This window comes from Vibrio coralliilyticus ATCC BAA-450, assembly GCF_000176135.1.
GTDB classification, from domain to species: Bacteria; Pseudomonadota; Gammaproteobacteria; order Enterobacterales; family Vibrionaceae; genus Vibrio; species Vibrio coralliilyticus.
Genome location: NZ_ACZN01000018.1, coordinates 66152 through 82759 on the forward strand (window position 1 = coordinate 66152; position 16608 = coordinate 82759).

At 45.5% G+C, this 16608-nt stretch carries 14 protein-coding genes and 2 pseudogenes; 8 read left to right on the forward strand and 8 right to left on the reverse strand.

From position 1 onward, the window contains the following. Positions 1–774 (reverse strand): nucleotidyltransferase family protein, encoded by a 774-nt coding sequence (locus tag VIC_RS19815; RefSeq protein ID WP_006962022.1) that lies wholly within the window; start codon positions 772–774, stop codon positions 1–3. A gap of 316 nt (positions 775–1090) precedes the next feature. Here VIC_RS19815 and VIC_RS19820 point away from each other — a divergent pair, with 316 nt between their 5' ends. Next, positions 1091–1738, forward strand: coding sequence for a thiopurine S-methyltransferase (locus VIC_RS19820; protein ID WP_006962023.1), 648 nt, complete (start codon positions 1091–1093; stop codon positions 1736–1738). Between the two features lie 37 nt (positions 1739–1775). Here VIC_RS19820 and purT read toward each other — a convergent pair whose 3' ends face one another. Continuing rightward, positions 1776–2951, reverse strand: a complete 1176-nt coding sequence (purT, locus tag VIC_RS19825; protein ID WP_006962025.1) for a formate-dependent phosphoribosylglycinamide formyltransferase — start codon at positions 2949–2951, stop codon at positions 1776–1778. Between the two features lie 337 nt (positions 2952–3288). Here purT and VIC_RS19830 point away from each other — a divergent pair. After that, positions 3289–4490, forward strand: a pseudogene (locus tag VIC_RS19830) (HD-GYP domain-containing protein). Between the two features lie 54 nt (positions 4491–4544). Here VIC_RS19830 and cdd read toward each other — a convergent pair. The 6 genes from cdd to VIC_RS19860 form a co-directional block, all read right to left on the reverse strand. Beyond that, entirely contained in the window at positions 4545–5432 is an 888-nt protein-coding gene (gene cdd, locus VIC_RS19835; protein WP_006962031.1) for a cytidine deaminase, read from the reverse strand. A 253-nt stretch (positions 5433–5685) separates the two neighbouring features. Continuing rightward, positions 5686–6363 (reverse strand): CidB/LrgB family autolysis modulator, encoded by a 678-nt coding sequence (locus VIC_RS19840; RefSeq protein ID WP_006962033.1) that lies wholly within the window; start codon positions 6361–6363, stop codon positions 5686–5688. After that, positions 6363–6728: a CidA/LrgA family protein gene (locus VIC_RS19845; protein ID WP_006962035.1), complete on the reverse strand. Its 366-nt coding sequence runs from the start codon at positions 6726–6728 to the stop codon at positions 6363–6365. Before VIC_RS19845 ends, VIC_RS19840 begins: the two co-directional genes overlap by 1 nt. Before the next feature lie 145 nt (positions 6729–6873). Further along, entirely contained in the window at positions 6874–8298 is a 1425-nt protein-coding gene (gene sbcB, locus VIC_RS19850; protein ID WP_006962037.1) for an exodeoxyribonuclease I, read from the reverse strand. Positions 8299–8437: 139 nt separating this feature from the next. After that, complete coding sequence (locus tag VIC_RS19855; protein ID WP_006962038.1) at positions 8438–9811, reverse strand: L-cystine transporter; 1374 nt, start codon at positions 9809–9811, stop codon at positions 8438–8440. 191 nt (positions 9812–10002) lie between these two features. Continuing rightward, positions 10003–10689: an NAD(P)H-binding protein gene (locus VIC_RS19860; protein WP_006962039.1), complete on the reverse strand. Its 687-nt coding sequence runs from the start codon at positions 10687–10689 to the stop codon at positions 10003–10005. Positions 10690–11214: 525 nt separating this feature from the next. Here VIC_RS19860 and VIC_RS19865 point away from each other — a divergent pair. The 6 genes and pseudogenes from VIC_RS19865 to VIC_RS19890 all read left to right on the forward strand — a co-directional run bounded on the left by VIC_RS19865 (position 11215) and on the right by VIC_RS19890 (position 16586). Next, on the forward strand, positions 11215–11826 hold the full coding sequence (locus VIC_RS19865) for a flavin reductase family protein (protein WP_039952349.1): 612 nt from the start codon (positions 11215–11217) through the stop codon (positions 11824–11826). A 6-nt stretch (positions 11827–11832) separates the two neighbouring features. Further along, a complete protein-coding gene (cobT, locus tag VIC_RS19870) occupies positions 11833–12861 on the forward strand; it encodes a nicotinate-nucleotide--dimethylbenzimidazole phosphoribosyltransferase (RefSeq protein WP_006962041.1) in 1029 nt (342 codons plus the stop codon). After that, positions 12858–13632 (forward strand): annotated as a pseudogene (locus tag VIC_RS19875) (adenosylcobinamide-GDP ribazoletransferase). Before cobT ends, VIC_RS19875 begins: the two are co-directional and overlap by 4 nt. Positions 13633–13636: 4 nt before the next feature. Beyond that, a complete protein-coding gene (cobU, locus tag VIC_RS19880) occupies positions 13637–14185 on the forward strand; it encodes a bifunctional adenosylcobinamide kinase/adenosylcobinamide-phosphate guanylyltransferase (protein WP_006962043.1) in 549 nt (182 codons plus the stop codon). Continuing rightward, positions 14172–14792, forward strand: coding sequence for a histidine phosphatase family protein (locus tag VIC_RS19885; RefSeq protein WP_006962044.1), 621 nt, complete (start codon positions 14172–14174; stop codon positions 14790–14792). Before cobU ends, VIC_RS19885 begins: the two co-directional genes overlap by 14 nt. 3 nt (positions 14793–14795) lie before the next feature. Next, entirely contained in the window at positions 14796–16586 is a 1791-nt protein-coding gene (locus VIC_RS19890) for a M3 family oligoendopeptidase (RefSeq protein ID WP_006962045.1), read from the forward strand. The last annotated feature ends 22 nt before the right edge of the window (positions 16587–16608 follow it).

The window sequence follows — 16608 nt, forward strand, 5'->3', positions numbered from 1 at the left end:
CTAGGCGGCACTTAGATGGGTAGTAATATAAGGCTGCCATGCTTCTTGGTAAAGCGCTTTCGACTGAGCTCGCATTGACTTAATCTGGGCGAATTCAAACTCACTGATATCTCGGCTTTCTGAAGCCGCTTGACGTTCGATTTTCTGAATACGTTCGTACAAGTCATGCTCTGGACCACTTTTTACATCAGCAATGGCTTTAAGGTGTAGCTGGACTTCAGCAATCAAGTTGGTCTTTGGAAGCTGGACCAATAGATTTAGGTCACGATAGCCTGAAGCCCCAGGTTTCTTAAAGCGGTTTTTTACTTTTACCACAGTGGTTTCACGATTCAACACTTCGTAAGCTGACATCAAGCCTTCGATGTCATCAGCAACAATCGTCGCACGGGCAAGGTCAGTAATACGCTCAGCATCACCATCAAGTTCATAGGCGATCTTTTGCTTTGCTCGCTCTGCAGATTTCACACCTGCAAAGTGGGCGTCTGTTGAAGTTAGCATTGCAGTGCTCTTACAGATCATTTCCAGTTCAGCCTGAGCTTGGTGTGCTTTGCTGTATAGAATGTCGAAGTCAGAGTAGGGTTGAAGTGGAGTTGTTGGTGTGGATTGGATGCCATACAGGCCACTCAGGTTGTGTTTGAATGCTTTGGAACAGACTTCGTTCTGGTTAGTCGAACGATTTTCCTCACTACCGGGTGCTGTTGGAATAGCGGCGAAAGCTGGCGCGCGGCTGAGCATTAAAAGCATCAGGGCCGTAGTTCGCAAAAATAGGCTCATTCACTCTCCTTAGATTCGTAGCGTCTTGTGTAAACGGTGTAAGAAAAGGCTCAACAACCAAAACGTACCAATCTCTAATATCTATATGGGGGCTAGCTGGCGAATTACAATGTAGGAATTACCCTATGGTGTAATTGTTTGAGCTAACTCTCAATTTGTTTGAGTGCCCGATTTCCTTATGGTTCATTCTCAAGTTGTAAATAAGTATAAACACCTTACCTGAACCTAATCTGAACGGTTTATACAGCTTGAGGGATACCACTAAGAAACGCTTTCGTATAGGCTATGAAGCAGTCACGTCAGGTAGGGAATTGAAATGAAAGATCCAGAATTTTGGCACAGTAAATGGGCATCAAACCAAATTGGTTTTCACTTAGAAGACGTAAACCCGCTGCTGGTTGAGTATTGGTCCGAAACCAAGCCAAGTAGAGAAGATAAAGTGTTTGTCCCACTATGTGGCAAAACAGAAGATCTTGTTTGGCTAGCGACCAAACACGAGGACGTTCAGGGTGTCGAACTAAGCAAAATCGCGGTGCGCTCATTTTTTTCTGAACATTTTTATACGCCTACGGTGATCCCTGTAAACGGTCAGCATGAATTGTATCAGTTTGATGAGCTATCTATTTATACTGGCGACATCTTTACCGCGCCCGTTCAACCAGTAGAAATTGTGTATGACCGTGCCGCTCTGGTCGCTTTACCGGAAGAAATGCGCGCAGATTACGTCCAACGCGTTAAATCGCTGCTGAAGCCGGGCGGAAGAATTCTGTTAGTTACGTTAGATTATCCCCAAGCTGAAATGGCGGGCCCACCGTTTTCAGTCACCGAAAGTGAAGTTCGCCAGCTGTTCTCAGAATATAAAATTTCAAAACTGTATCGTGATGACGCAGATGAAAATCATCCTAAGATAGCGAAGAAAGGTTTATCCAGCTTCGCCGAAGAAGTGTATTTGATTGAAAGTTAATGATGAAAGCCCCTGAATAAGCTCAGGGGCTTTTGTTTTAATAAACGATTTTTATCTTATCTGCGCTGGAAACGGCGCTTTCTATTGCTTGCTCAATGGTCTCTCTACGAGCAATGCTCACTCCTAGGCGTCTGCGTCCATTGATATCAGGTTTGCCAAATAGACGTAGCTGAGTTTGTGGGGCTGCTAGAGCGTCTGCCATTCCTTCAAACTGAAGGTTATCGGATTGGCCTTGCCCTAAAATCACCGCTGAAGCGGTAGGTCCATATTGGGTGATACCTGAAATAGGGAGGCCAGTGAATGCGCGTACATGAAGTGCGAATTCAGAACTGTCTTGAGACATGAGAGTGACCAATCCGGTGTCGTGCGGGCGAGGGGAAACTTCATTGAAAATAACGGTGTCGCCCTTGACGAATAGTTCTACACCGAAGATACCACGGCCTCCTAATGCATTTACAACCTTGCCGGCGGCGTCTTGGGCTGCAGATAGCGCCGCATCGGACATCGCTTGAGGTTGCCATGACTCGCGATAATCACCGTCTTCTTGGCGATGTCCAATCGGAGCGCAGAAGTGGATACCATCCACAGCTTTGACTGTCAGTAAGGTAATTTCGTAATCAAAATCGATAAAACCTTCAACAATGACGCGTCCAGCACCAGTGCGGCCACCTTCTTGGGCGTACTGCCACGCTGTTTCTACATCCTCTGCCGATTTAATAACACTTTGACCTTTCCCAGAAGAGCTCATAATTGGTTTACATACGCACGGGATGCCAACGGATTCAATGGCTTGAGTGAACTCTTGATAGGTGCTTGCAAAATGGTAGGGCGAAGTGGTGAGGCCAAGCTCTTCTGCCGCCAGCCGACGAATGCCTTCGCGATTCATTGTTAGGCGAGTTGCATTGGCTGTTGGCACAACATTGAGCCCATTAGCTTCAAGCTCAACAAGCTTGTCTGTGGCAATAGCTTCGATTTCAGGCACTACGTAATCAGGTTGTTCTTTGGCGATGATCTGCTCTAGTGCATCACCATCAAGCATATCCAGTGTGTAGCTTCGGTGTGCAACCTGCATGGCTGGTGCGTTTTCATATCGGTCGCAAGCGATGACTTCCAATCCTAGGCGTTGACATTCTATAGCGACTTCTTTCCCTAGTTCTCCGGAGCCGAGCAGTAAAACACGGGTCGCGTTCTTACGAGTTGCAGTACCAAACATAGATAACCTTTTTAAATAAGCGGAGATGAAATTGACACGAATCATACGGATATAAATGCAAAAAGCAAACGTTTGCGTAGGATGGTGGTTTTAGTCTAGCAACTCAAAATCTGCTCTAGTACACAATCTGGACAATTAATTTTGTGAGCGATGATTTCGTCTTCGTTAAGGAGTGTGCTGAGGGAATAAGGGCATCTAAGACAGCCTGCTTGCAGCGTATCACAAAAATTCTTAAATATGTGACGTATCAATAGAGCAAATGCTTAAGTAAAGTGATGAGTTTGAGCTTATAATTCATTAAAACTATAGAAATAACAATAGCAGCCATAGTCCATAGATGAAGTACGATCCAAGCAACTCAATAAAGGTTCCGATTGATACGTTAATGGTTGGGATGTTTGTTACCGCAATCGAAGATAACAAACGCGTCAATTTAGCCAATGCAGGTAGGGTTTCCTCCCAGCAGGCTATTCAGCAACTTGTTAAAAATGGGATCAAATTTGCGTGGGTGGACCAAAGCCTTTCCGCGAAAGGGAGTGTTTTCAAACCTGTAGTGGAAGAGGAACCACCTGAAGAAGACGTGTCTGCCACTCCAGTAAAACGCAAATCTATGAGCCGCTTTTCCAAGCAGAAGAAAGCGTCGAAGATTATTCGTGAAGCTAAAGGCCTTGCTCAAAAGATTCTTAACCAAACATTTGATGACAAGTCGATTCATGTCGATGACTTAGAAGGTTGGGCCGATGATCTTATTGAAGCAGTCTTAATTGATTCGGATGCGTTACATTGTGTTTCTGCACTTCGCAGTAAGACGAGTATCTGCTTGAGCATTCAGTCAATGTTGCAACTTTACTAGTTACGTTTGGTAAACATCTTGAGTTGCCAAAAGATACGCTTAAGCAGTTAGCGATTGGTGGCATCATTCATGATGTCGGCAAAATAAAAGTCGATGATAAAGTCCTCCATAAGCCAGGTAAACTCACTCCTGAAGAGTTTGATCATATGAAGCTGCATCAGGTGTTTGCCGAAGAGATCATCTTTACTGTTGATGGATTGGGAGACATTAGCCGAGACGTCTGCTTGATGCACCATGAAAAGTTGGATGGGAATGGTTATCCAAAAGGGTTGAAAGGGGATGAAATTCCGCTCCATGGCCGAATGAGTTGCATTGTTGATATTTACGATGCATTGACGGCGGACCGTTGTTATAAAAAAGGTATGAGTTCAGCAGAGGCGTTCAAGATAATATTGAGCTTAACGCCGTTTCACCTCGATCGAGACTTGGTTTATAAGTTCATCAACTGTATTGGTGTTTATCCTGTTGGGGCATTGGTCGAGCTAAATGATGGAAGAGTAGGTATTGTATGGACATCGAATGCCGATGAGCCCTTAAAACCTGAAGTGAAGTGTTTTTATTCGCGTAAATATAAGCGCTTTGTCGACGTCAGCTTTGTCGATATTAAAAATAGCCAATATAAAATCGAAAAAGCGATTGCACCATGTAACCTTGAGGTCGATCCCACCCCTTTCTTTGATGTTTGATTTTTTAAATGTACAAAAAAGGCGCTATTTACAGCGCCTTTTTCATTTACCCGATTAGATGGCTAGATATGCAACAGGAATATCTGGGTTAATTGCTTCCAGAGTAGACTGCGTATCTGCAAGGTGACTAATCGTACCTTCAGACATTTCTACAAGTGCTGTTGTTTCAATGTCATCAAATGATTCACCATCAAGCAAGAGCTGGATAAGTGCAACCTGTAAAGGTGGAAGGCTAGGGTTGAATGCTGCGTTTTCAGCATAAGCGCCTTGGTATACTTTGCCATTTTTTAGCTTAATGCTCACACCGCTCAAGTTGTGAGTATACGGGGCATGGCTCTTATTAAGCGCATCGAGTGCTTTCAACACCATCTCATCGGACTCTTCACACTTTTTGCCATGATCGGTGGATGCCATTAAGCCAGATTTGATACCAAGATCTGATGGACCAAAGGATTCTGGTAGATATTCTTGCAGCGTTTTCTCATCATGTTGAGGTAGTTGTACCACCAACTCGTCTGCGGTCGTTAGTTCGTTCATAAACTGACGACAGTGGCCACAAGGGCTGAAGTTGATTGTGATATCTGAGATGCCTTGCTCGCCCTTCATCCAAGCATGGCTGATTGCTGATTGTTCTGCATGTACCGTCTGGCCAAGTTGAGCGCCTAAGATCTCTACGTTTGCTCCAAAGTAAAGACGCCCGGTGAGTCCGCGAACAATGGCACCAACGTAGAATTTCGAGATAGGCGCATAAGAGTAAGCTGCTGCAAAAGGAAGCAGGGCTACACGTAGCTCATCATCTTCCAATCCTGAAATGGTTAATAGCTCTGCAAATTGTGCTGGAGAGAGCGTTGCGTCAAAATCGTCCGCTAACAAAATAGGAGAAAGGAACTCTGCGACTTTAGCTGGCGCTTCAGACAGCGCTTGTTCAATGCGGCTTCTCATATTGAATCCTTGTTTATGCAATAGTAGATATCTTCGGGTCTGCCTGAGTTACCTGTTTAGAGTGGCTTACCCTGATACTGGTATTTCATTTTATGTAACACAGAGAACTTTGCTGAGACACTGATCACATAAGTTAATGTAATAGGATTTGTTGTTTCACAATTAGAGTGAGCTCACACATGATAACGATTGCAGAATTCAATAGAGTGATGTGCGTCGGAATGCTGAGATAAGCAACCCGACGCAAAGGATCTTATGTAGCAAGCCAGACAGCCAGTGCAAAGAATGAAGGGGCAAGGATTGAGGTAATCACCCCACAGACTACAAGTGCCAAAGAGCTGAAAGCGGCATCTTGAGCATCTTTTTCTGCGCAAGTCGCGGTTCCTAGAGCATGAGAAACTGTGCCCATGGTCAGCCCTTTTGCAATAGGATGTGTGATGTTAAGTAAGTTGTAAATTGGATAAGCCAAGATGGCGCCAAACAGACCAACCAGTAAAACTAGAATAGCCGCAATGGCAGGTTCTCCACCTAGGTGGCTGGACACTTCCATCGCAATCGGAGTCGTGACAGATTTACCTAGTAGACTAGCGATTAAGGAGAGATCTGTTTGCATATATGAGGCGATAACCGTGGCTGTCAGCATCGACATGACACTACCGACACCACACGCCAGCATAATGATTCGCCAGTTAGCTCTTATTTGTGGAAGTTGCTCATACAAAGGGTAAGCGAGCGCAACCACGGCGGGTTGCAGTAGAAAGTTAATCCATTCATTGTCATTGTAATAAGTTTCGAACGGAACCTTGAGGTGCGTAAGTAGCGGAATCATCACTGCTAAACTGATTAACAGAGGGTTCATAAAAGGGCTGCTGATCTTCTGGCAAAGCCAGCGTGCAGAGAGAAATACGATAATCGTTACTAGCAGCCACATTATTGCTCACCTCGCTTCAACATTCTATCCAACATCAGCCCTAACAAGACTAGTACAATGAATGTGCCACCGACGGCACTAGCGAGGATTGGTAGGGCATTGTTATATAGCAGATCGAAGTGTTCCATAAGCCCAACGCTGATCGGAACAAAGAGCAGCACCATATAGCGAATAAACAGAGTGGCACTTGGGCGTACCCATTCTACAGGTACTAAGCCACTTGCAAGCAGAGCGAATAGGATAAGCATGCCGATAATGCTACCCGGAATAGATATATCTAGAAGGTTTTGAATGTTAATGCCTGCCATGAGGCAGAGGAAAATCAGCCCCATAGATACGACGTATTTAAGCAAGGTTTTCGCCATAGGTAGTGTCGTCCAAATTTTATCAACTTTTGCGTATGTGTAAGCCCTGAACTGTGGGTTCAGTTTGCTCACTAGCCTCGATCAACGTAGTGTTTTTTTATTGTTTGATGAGGCCTGAGTGTTATAGGGTGCAGGCAATAAGTTGTTAAGATACTAGCTTTTGAACGTATTGGTAAACAGATTTTAAGATAGCTATCTTTTTTTCGTCACTCTCATGCTCGTGAACTAAGTTTTCCAAATTCAACATGTAGTCTTCTATTCGACTTTCGAAGTATTCGCGGCTGTGTGCTGCCCATTTTTGTTGTTCACTCTCATCCAATGTCCACGGAAAATGTCTGGCGCGATAGCGGAACAGAAGCGGAGCAATTCTGTCGTCACTGAATGAGATATCAAGGGCGGAAAGATTCTTTGGTTCAGTTTCTCGTATGATATCCATTGATTGCTTTGCCGCAGGAGAGAAGAAACCATCGTAAAGCATAGTATCAACATCATCGCTCTTTTCGTATTCTCTCTCGATACTGTATAGCGAATTGAGTTTTTCTCTAATCTCAGGGTGCTGTCTTAGTCGCTCAAGGTTTTGTAAGCATTTTTCTCTGTCAATGCCTATGTTAGCTGCATTCTCAGCAGTTAATGTTTTGGCTGGAGCTAAAATAGGGCACTTGTTGAGATGGACAAGTTTGATTGGTACAGGCAGTTCGTCTGGGCCAAGTTCAGAATGTTTGGTGTAGAGACGCTCATTAAGTTGTTCTACATCTAAATCCAACAACGGCTGCGGGTCTTTCGCTAAATCGACAACAATCACCGCATTCTGGTTGGTTGGATGCCAAGCGACCGGAACCACCCAGCTAGTGTAATTGCATTCGCGCCCCAGCATACCCGATACGTGCATAAGCGGTGTCATATTCACGATATCGACGAGTTCGTTCAGTTTGCGCTTGTGGCGCATGCTAAGGAAATAATCAAAGAGCTTAGGCTGAGCGGCTTTCACCTTTTTAGCCATTTCAATCGTTGCTATAACGTCAGCCATCGCATCGTGTGCATTCTCGTGCTCAATGCCATTGGCAACGGACAAGTGCTCTAGCTTAAAGCTGATAAAACCTTCTTCATTCTCTGGCCAATTAATACCTTCTGGGCGAAGGGCGTGACAGGCGCGCATGACATCGAGTAAGTCCCAGCGAGAGTTGCCGTTTTGCCAGCTCCACGCATACGGATCGATGAAATTTCGGTAACAGGTATATCGCGTCACTTCGTCATCAAATCGAATGCTATTGTAACCCAAGTTGATGGTGTTTGGCGTGGACAACTGCTCATGAATTTTGGTAATAAATTCCGGCTCAGGTAACCCTTTACTTGCCGCCTTCTGAGGTGTGATACCAGTGATAAGCGCGGCTTCGGGTGATGGAAGATAATCTGAAGGCGGTTGGCAGTAGATAACAAGAGGCTCACCGATGATATTGAAATCCATGTCGGTGCGTACACCCGCAAACTGGGACGGTCTGTCTTTTGCTGGGCTGGTTCCCCACGTTTCATAATCGAAGAAGAAAAACGTAGGTTGATGCGCTTGTTGCATTATCTCTTTACCAAGTCTTTGAAATTCACTCGAGTATTAGACCATTGAGATCGTGACAAGGCAAACGGGAAGCGCTTGATTGCTAGAAAATTGTGCGGATAGAAAAAGCCCCGAGCTGTTCACTCAGGGCTTGGTCATTTTAGGCTTGTTGAGCTTCAAGCTCTTCGTCTGAGACTTTATCGCCAAGGATACGGCTGGTTATGGTGCCCGCCGTCATAGCGCCGGAAACGTTGAGCGCGGTTCGCGCCATATCGATCAAAGGCTCGATTGAGATAAGTAGCGCAGCGATGGTTACTGGTAATCCCATTGCTGGGAGTACGATTAGTGCAGCGAAAGTCGCACCGCCACCTACGCCTGCGATACCGAATGAGCTTACTACGATAATTGCGACTAGGGATAGGATGAAGTTGATATCCATTGGGTCGATACCCACTGTTGGGGCAACCATTACGGCTAACATTGCAGGGTAGATGCCCGCACAGCCATTTTGTCCTATGGTTGCGCCAAATGACGCAGAAAGGTTTGCGATAGCAGGCGGCACGCGTAGCTTGTTGATTTGCGCTTCCACGTTAAGTGGGATAGTTGCTGCTGAGCTGCGTGAGGTAAATGCGAATGTCAGTACTGGCCAAATCTTCTGGAAGTACTCTTTCGGGCTCACACCAACGAACGACACCAAAATACCGTGAACCACAAACATTAGAGCGATTGCAACATAAGAGGCAACGATAAAGCCCAATAGATTCAGGATGTCACCTGCACTGGATGTCGCGACAACTTTCGCCATCAACGCCGCAATACCATATGGCGTGAGCGCCATAATCATTTTCACTAGTCGCATCACAACAGATTGAGTTGCTTCAACAAAAGTGCGAATTGGCGCTTCCAACTCTTCCTTTTCCGCCATCACCTTACGTGCAGCAATACCAGTCAGGACACCAAAGATCACGACAGCAATAATGGAAGTAGAACGAGAACCTGTCAGATCAGCGAATGGGTTGGTAGGGATAAAGCTTACCAGCATCTGTGGGATAGTGAGATCAGCGACAGTACCTACGCGATCTTCTAGCACTGCGATACGAGCGGTTTCACGCGCGCCCTCTGTCAGCCCTTCTGCTGATAGGCCAAACGTTTGGGTAATTACAATGCCCACAATTGCTGAAATCGCTGTAGTAGCAAGCAACACAGAAATGGTAAGGCCTGAAATCTTGCCCAGTGAACCGCCTTTCTCAAGTTTGACGACGGCTGCGATCATAGAAACAAGAACGAGTGGCATGATGACCATTTTAAGCAGGCCAACATAGCCACGGCCAACGACGTTAACCCATTCTAAGGTTTGAGCGATGGCAGGGTTACCTTCGCCAAAAACAAGCTGCAGTACTAAGCCAAATGAGCTGCCGAGTACCAAGCCCAATAGCACGAGTCGGGATAGCGTATTCTCTTTTCGTTGCTGTCCGTAGAGGAAAAAGAGAATGCCGACAAATGCCACTAATGAAGCGATAGCCGCTACTGACATAATTGATAGTCCTTATTGAGTGTTTGTAACGTATTTATTGAGTAAATTAATTACAGGATTAAATTCTGTAACAAACGATAATGATTTGAAATGTATGATTGAAATGAAAAAAAGATATTTGATATGTATTTAAGTTATTAAAAGATGCGAGCTGAGTCTAATTTGCTCAAAAGTCAGCAGAAATCATCGAATTATTGATATTTATTAATCAAGTTTCGCATCTGAATACTGTCCAATGTCTGAAGCTTTCGGTCAGTCTTTGTAAGAATTCCATATTGCATTGCTTTCGCTACTTCGCTTGCCTGGATCGGTATGAGTTTTGCGAGTTTGCCAAACATCAGAGGGCGCAAAGATTTTAGGACGACTTGTACGATGGCTTCGTCAGTGCGCGGTGTGTCTCTTAAACCCACTAAAGGTCCAGGCCTAACGAAGGTGATATGTTCAAAACCCATACGTTCAATCGCCATTTCCATCTTCCCTTTACAGCGAAGGTAGTGAGAAAGAGAACGTACGGAGGCACCGTAACTTGAAACGACAGCCAGATGAGTGACACCAAGTACTTTCATAGTCTGGGCGACATCACACACCAGTTCATAATCAACACGCTCTAGCTCTTGCTTGGATCCTGCCTGTTTAATGGTTGTGCCTAGGCAGATGAATCCATATTTAGGCGAAGGCTTATCTGTGTCCCACTCTTGAACTTGAAGCTGCTTATTTTGAAGGACTTCCAACTTAGGGTGGAAAAAAGGGAGTTCACGTCTGCTAAGCGCATAGATACGTGTGACAGGATCTTCTTCTAACATTTGTTTGATGAGCTCGGTTCCTATTAACCCTGTAGCACCGGCGACCATAACGACCAGATCTCTAGACTCAGACAAATTTCTTACCTTTAGCTAATCGTGACGATCAGAGCATCTAACAACAAACACAGAAAGTCTGTGATCAATCTTTTAGGTTGCGAGTAAAATTGGATTACGTTTGGCCCCGTTTAACGAGGCCAATTCTGATGGTGGAGTGGTCAAGTAAGAGAGAGAGGGACTCGTTTTTGAGTCTTTTGATTCGACTTGTGTTGCTTCTGTTTCTTTGATTTTTGATTGGCAAACATACAAACCTCCTTGCACTATCAAAGTTGGGTTAACCTCATCACGGCAGTATTTAATGCAGTCTTTGTGCCGTCTAAAATTCAGGTTGTTACAATTCAATAAGTTAGCGTTCGATTAGGTTGTACCCATTTAATAAGATAGGTGATAAATGGGAAAAGTTTCATTTTTGGTATCAATTTGATTGCAAAAATGACACGGGAATAGTGTTTGTCCGCCGATTGATAGGGGTGTTAACTGGCTGATTTCACGTTACACTCTGAGGTTCACAGGGGACTCGCGATACCAAAAAGGATGAACAAGATGAATATCGACGCTAGCACTCTCGCTCCCACTCAGATATACCACTTAATGACTCAAACTGTTATTCCAAGGCCAATAGCGTGGGTTTTGACGGAGTCTGGTGAAACTGATTACAACTTGGCTCCATTTTCCTACTTCACGCCTGTCTCTAGTAATCCGCCTCTGTTGATGTTCTCTGTAGGTAAGAAACCGACCGGAGAAATCAAAGATACAACCCGCAATGTTCTTGAGACAGGTCGAATGGTGGTGCATATCGCGAATGCTGACTTGGCGGAACAAGTGACGCAGACTTCGGCAACATTGCCGCACGGAGAATCTGAAGTCGCTTTAGCGGGTCTAGAGCTCATCGGTTTTGAAGGGTTTGAATTACCCCGAATCAAAGATTGCCCAATTGCTTTCGGGTGCAAGCTGTTTGAAGTTAAAGAAATTGGGGAAACACCTCAAAGCCTAATCTTTGCTCAAATTGAAGACATATACATTGCGCCGGAAGTGATTGGAGATAACCAAGAACGTTTAGTTGTTGATGCACTAAAAGTGAATCCTCTTTCTCGTTTAGGTGGCAGTCAATACGCCAACCTAGACCAAACCTTTACTGTCGCCAGACCGAAATAAAGTCATATGTTAGATCAATCTTATTCAGATGCTATTTGGCATCGAATCAATCAAAAAACTAAACCACTGGGTGCTCTTGGGCAGTTAGAGTCAATTGCCCACCAGCTCGCACTGATTCAGAGTAATTTGAAAGGTGACGCTGTCACCAATGTGAACGTTGTAAAGCCTACAGCAATCGTCTTTGCTGGTGACCATGGCATTGCGGACGAAGGCGTGAGCATCGCGCCAAGCGCAGTAACTCAACAAATGGTGTTAAATTTTCTTGCTGGTGGGGCGGCAATCAATTGTTTTTGTCGGATAAACCAGATTGAGCTTAAAGTGGTTGATACGGGAATATTGATTCCTGTAGAGGCGTCAGCGCCTAACTTTGTAGTGCAAAGGCTGGGTGACAGAACCGCCAATTTTGCCAATGAAGCAGCGATGTCTAGCAAGCAAGTCAAACAGGGGATTGAGTTTGGTCGGGAGCTGGTTAAGCGAACGGTCAATGAAGGCTGCAACCTTGTCATGTTTGGTGAAATGGGGATTGGGAACACTTCAAGTGCCGCTGCTATAGTTGCAGCTTTGACCGGTCAGGATGCCCAGTCATGTGTTGGTCTAGGCACAGGAATTACTCCTGAGCAGTTAGCGAAAAAGGTGGCTCTAGTCGATAAGGGAGTCTCCCGATGCCAAGGTCGGGATGTTTACCAAGTTCTATCCGAAGTGGGTGGTTTTGAAATCGTTCAGATGGTTGGGGCCTTCTTAGCTGCTTGTGAAAATAAGACGCCGGTTCTTGTTGACGGTTTTATTGTCACGACGGCCGCTTATGCCGCGAGTTTGATTCAACCTGAATGCCGCGAATTTATGATCTTTGCCCATAAGTCAGAGGAGTTGGCGCACCAACTTCTGCTTGAAGAATTAGGTGCTAAACCTTTGTTGGATTTGTCGATGCGTCTCGGTGAAGGCACGGGCGCAGCGCTTGCTGTTCCTTTGGTTCGTGCAGCAGCTGAGTTTTATAACTCAATGGCAAGTTTTGAAGATGCTGGAGTGACAGTGTGATCAGTACCCTCAAGTATCAACTTGAATTGTTCTGGCTGGCTTTGGGCTTTTTTTCTCGTCTACCCAATACCTCAGTCTACGCCTTATTCTGAATCACGTATGAATCAGGCGGGCCGCTATTTCGCGTTAGTCGGACTGTGTTTAGGTGCATTATGTGCGGCCGTGTATTGGTTGGCTGAAAGTGTACTTGGCCCGAACATGGCGGTTGTTGTCATGATGGTGTTCAGTTTATTGCTTACTGGGGCGTTTCATGAAGATGGTCTGACGGACATGGCAGATGGCATTGGTGGTGGGATGACGCTGGAAAAGCGTTTAACCATTATGAAAGACAGCCGTATTGGTACTTATGGTGCTAGCGCGCTGTTGATGGCGTTACTGGGTAAGTATGTCCTGCTAACTGAGCTTGCATCATTGACGAATGTTTTATTGGTTATCGTTGCTGCTTACACGCTAAGCCGCGCCGTGGCTGCATCGCTCATTTATGACATGCCTTATGTGAGTGACCCTGATGCCAGCAAAAGTAAGCCACTTGCGAATCAACAATCTAAAAGTGAGCTAGCCATACTGGCAATATCGGCGTTGGTACCTTTATTGTGGTTTGATTTTGAATTGGTCGCTGTGATCGTCGGTATAACCGTTATCTTCCGTATTATGTTTAAACACTGGTTGATGAAACGAATAGGTGGTTTTACGGGGGATTGCTTAGGCGGCGCTCAGCAAATTATGGAACTGCTGATTTACATGATTGTTCTTGGCTGGTCTTTAAGGTGAGTGAATGAGTGTACATCTGATATTGGGCGGAGCTCGATCAGGAAAATCCAGCTTTGCAGAATCACTGGTGGTCGATAGCCACTCTGTATATACACGTCACTATGTTGCGACTGCAACGGCTTTTGATGATGAAATGGCGGCAAGAATTTCTCATCATAAAATCAGCAGAGGCAGAGGGTGGGTAGGGCATGAGTGCCCGAATGCTCTCGAAGATCAGATCGAACGCTTCACTTCTCAAGATATCGTGTTGATTGATTGTTTAACCCTTTGGATAAATAACGTCATTTACAATCAAGGCCAACCTATTGAGTCACACCAGATAACCGAGAGGGTGGGGCGTTTGGTAAAAACGCTGGCTGCCAGTGAGGCTAATCTGGTGGTTGTTTCTAACGAAGTAGGGTTAGGCGTGATTCCAATGGGAGAAGTCACTCGCCTATTCGTTGATCATGCGGGTTGGATGAATCAAGCCATCGCGAAGGTAGCAGATAAAGTAACGTTTGTTTCGGCGGGGTTGCCTATGGTGCTGAAAGGGAAGTCGCGTGAAGACAGTTAATATATACCTATTGCGACATGGAAAAACGTTAGGCGAACCGGCGCTCAACGGAGCGACCAATGTCTTAGTCGCTCGCAGCACACAGCAAGCGATTTGCCAAAGTTTGTTAGGCACTTCAATCCGTTTTGAACATATCATCACTTCACCTCTTCGCCGTTGCGCTGATTTAGCTGATTTATTGGTTGCAAAGAATTCCCAGCTTTCTTTATCGATAGAAGGTGAGCTTAGAGAAATGGATTTTGGCGAGGTTGATGGAAAGCCATTTGATTCTATTAAAACAGAGTGGTCACTACTCGAACGATTTTGGAATGACCCTGCGGCGGTCGAGTTACCTCAAGCTGAAACACTGCAAGCGTTTCATCAGCGCGTTAGCAGACAATGGGCCTCACTGATAGAGAGTGTCGAAGAGGACACATTAATCATCTGCCATGGTGGTACCATACGTATGATATTGGCCTCACTATTAAACTTAGACTGGCGAAACCCCGCACTTTACTCCGTGTTACAGATAGGCAATCAGAGCCTGACTCATATTCAACTTACCAAAACGGACAGTCTATATCAGCGCGTGTGTTCTATTGGCACACCACTTCACATAAAGGATTAAAACATGACGACACCAAGCTGGAATTTGTCTATTGCTTACCAAGGATTGGACGATAGTAAAATAGAGCAAGATGTAGCGCTGGTTCAGCAATGCATTCAGGTACTGGGATTGAATGTCGATCAGCGCAGCTCGGTCACGGTAATGCAAAACGCAATATTGACCAGTGAAGCCGCGGGTAAACTGCTTGCGACGATCAATACCTTTGCAAGTTGTCACGCGTCGGTTGATGCGATGAACAGTGATGCTAAAGCCATGATTGGCCGCGTTGCCAAATTGAGCTCAGAGTTATCGCAAGCATTTACCCCTTATGAAGACACTCTAACCAATGCGCCTCAAGAATTTATCTCTGAAGTGTTGAACCATGAAAACGGCGAAGTATTTGGTCAGGCATTCCAGATCGAATGCACACGAAAGCTGGCAGATACTAAGTTGAGTGTCGCGGAAGAGCAGCTACTGTCAGCCATGCAGGTGGATGGCCGTGATGCTTGGGGGCGAATGTACGACAATATCACAGGTGCGCTTCAGGTAGAGCTGAAAGAGGGGGAAGAGAGCCGTATTGGTTTCTCCCAGGCTGCCAGTATTTTGTATGGCACAGATTTCGATAATCAAGAACCCGCTTGGCGCGGCATTCAAAAAGCGATGCAGACTCATCAGGAAAGCTTTGCTGGGATCCTAAATGCGTTAGCTGGCTGGCGCCACACAGAAAACCAAAAACGCTCTCACCTTAAAGATGTCCACTTCCTAGATACCAGTCTCCACGACAGCCGCATTCAATCAGATACGCTGAGCGCTATGATGCAAGTCGCCAAAGACAATCGTCATGTGGGGCAGAAAGCTGGCCTACTCATGGCTCGGGTTCATGGCTTGAATGAAATGAAACCTTGGAACCACTTAGCTGGGATGCCGAGCCTGACAGACGGCGAGCCTAAGGTGTACAGCTTCGATGAGGGCATTGACATCATCACTAAGGCCTTTGCACGAGTGGATGGTGAAATGGCGGAATTTGTCGCCATGATGGTGGAAAATGGATGGATTGATGCCGCGCCTTCTGCTAGCAGAAGGCTTGGGGCTTATTGTACTAAGTTTGCAGCTACACGTTCACCATTGGTCTTTATGACTTGGGGTGGAAGTCGTTCTGACCTGCTGACTCTCGCTCACGAGCTAGGGCACGCTTTCCATAACTGGGTGATGCGAGATATGCCGCTGTGCCAAACACGCTACCCAATGACGCTCGCAGAAACAGCGTCTATTTTCGCCGAGAATATTGTGCGTGATTATCTTCTTGAACAAGTCGATAGTCGTGAAGAAAAACTCGAGATGCTGTGGGAAGAGCTCTCTAGTTGCTATGCCTTGATGATTAACATTCCTGTTCGTTTCGAATTTGAAAAAGAGTTCTATCAGCAGCGGATGTCAGGTGAGCTCAGCGCCGAGCAATTGTGTGACTTGATGAGCCAAACTTGGAAAGAGTGGTACGGCGAATCCATGACGGAAGCGGATCCTTATTTCTGGGCAAGTAAACTGCATTTTTCCATCTCGGAAGTTAGTTTCTACAACTATCCGTATTTATTTGGCTACCTGTTTAGCAAAGGCGTGTATGCGCAACGCGAAGCGAAAGGTGACCGTTTCTACTCAGATTACGTTAACCTCCTACGCGATACTGGTTCGATGATGGCTGAAGAAGTGGTTCAGAAGCACTTAGGTATGGCTTTGGATAGCGAAGCATTTTGGCAACAAAGCGTCGATATGGTGAAAAGCAAGATTGATGAGTTTGAATCTCTGCTGGATCAAGAATAAATTCACCACAAATATGATATGA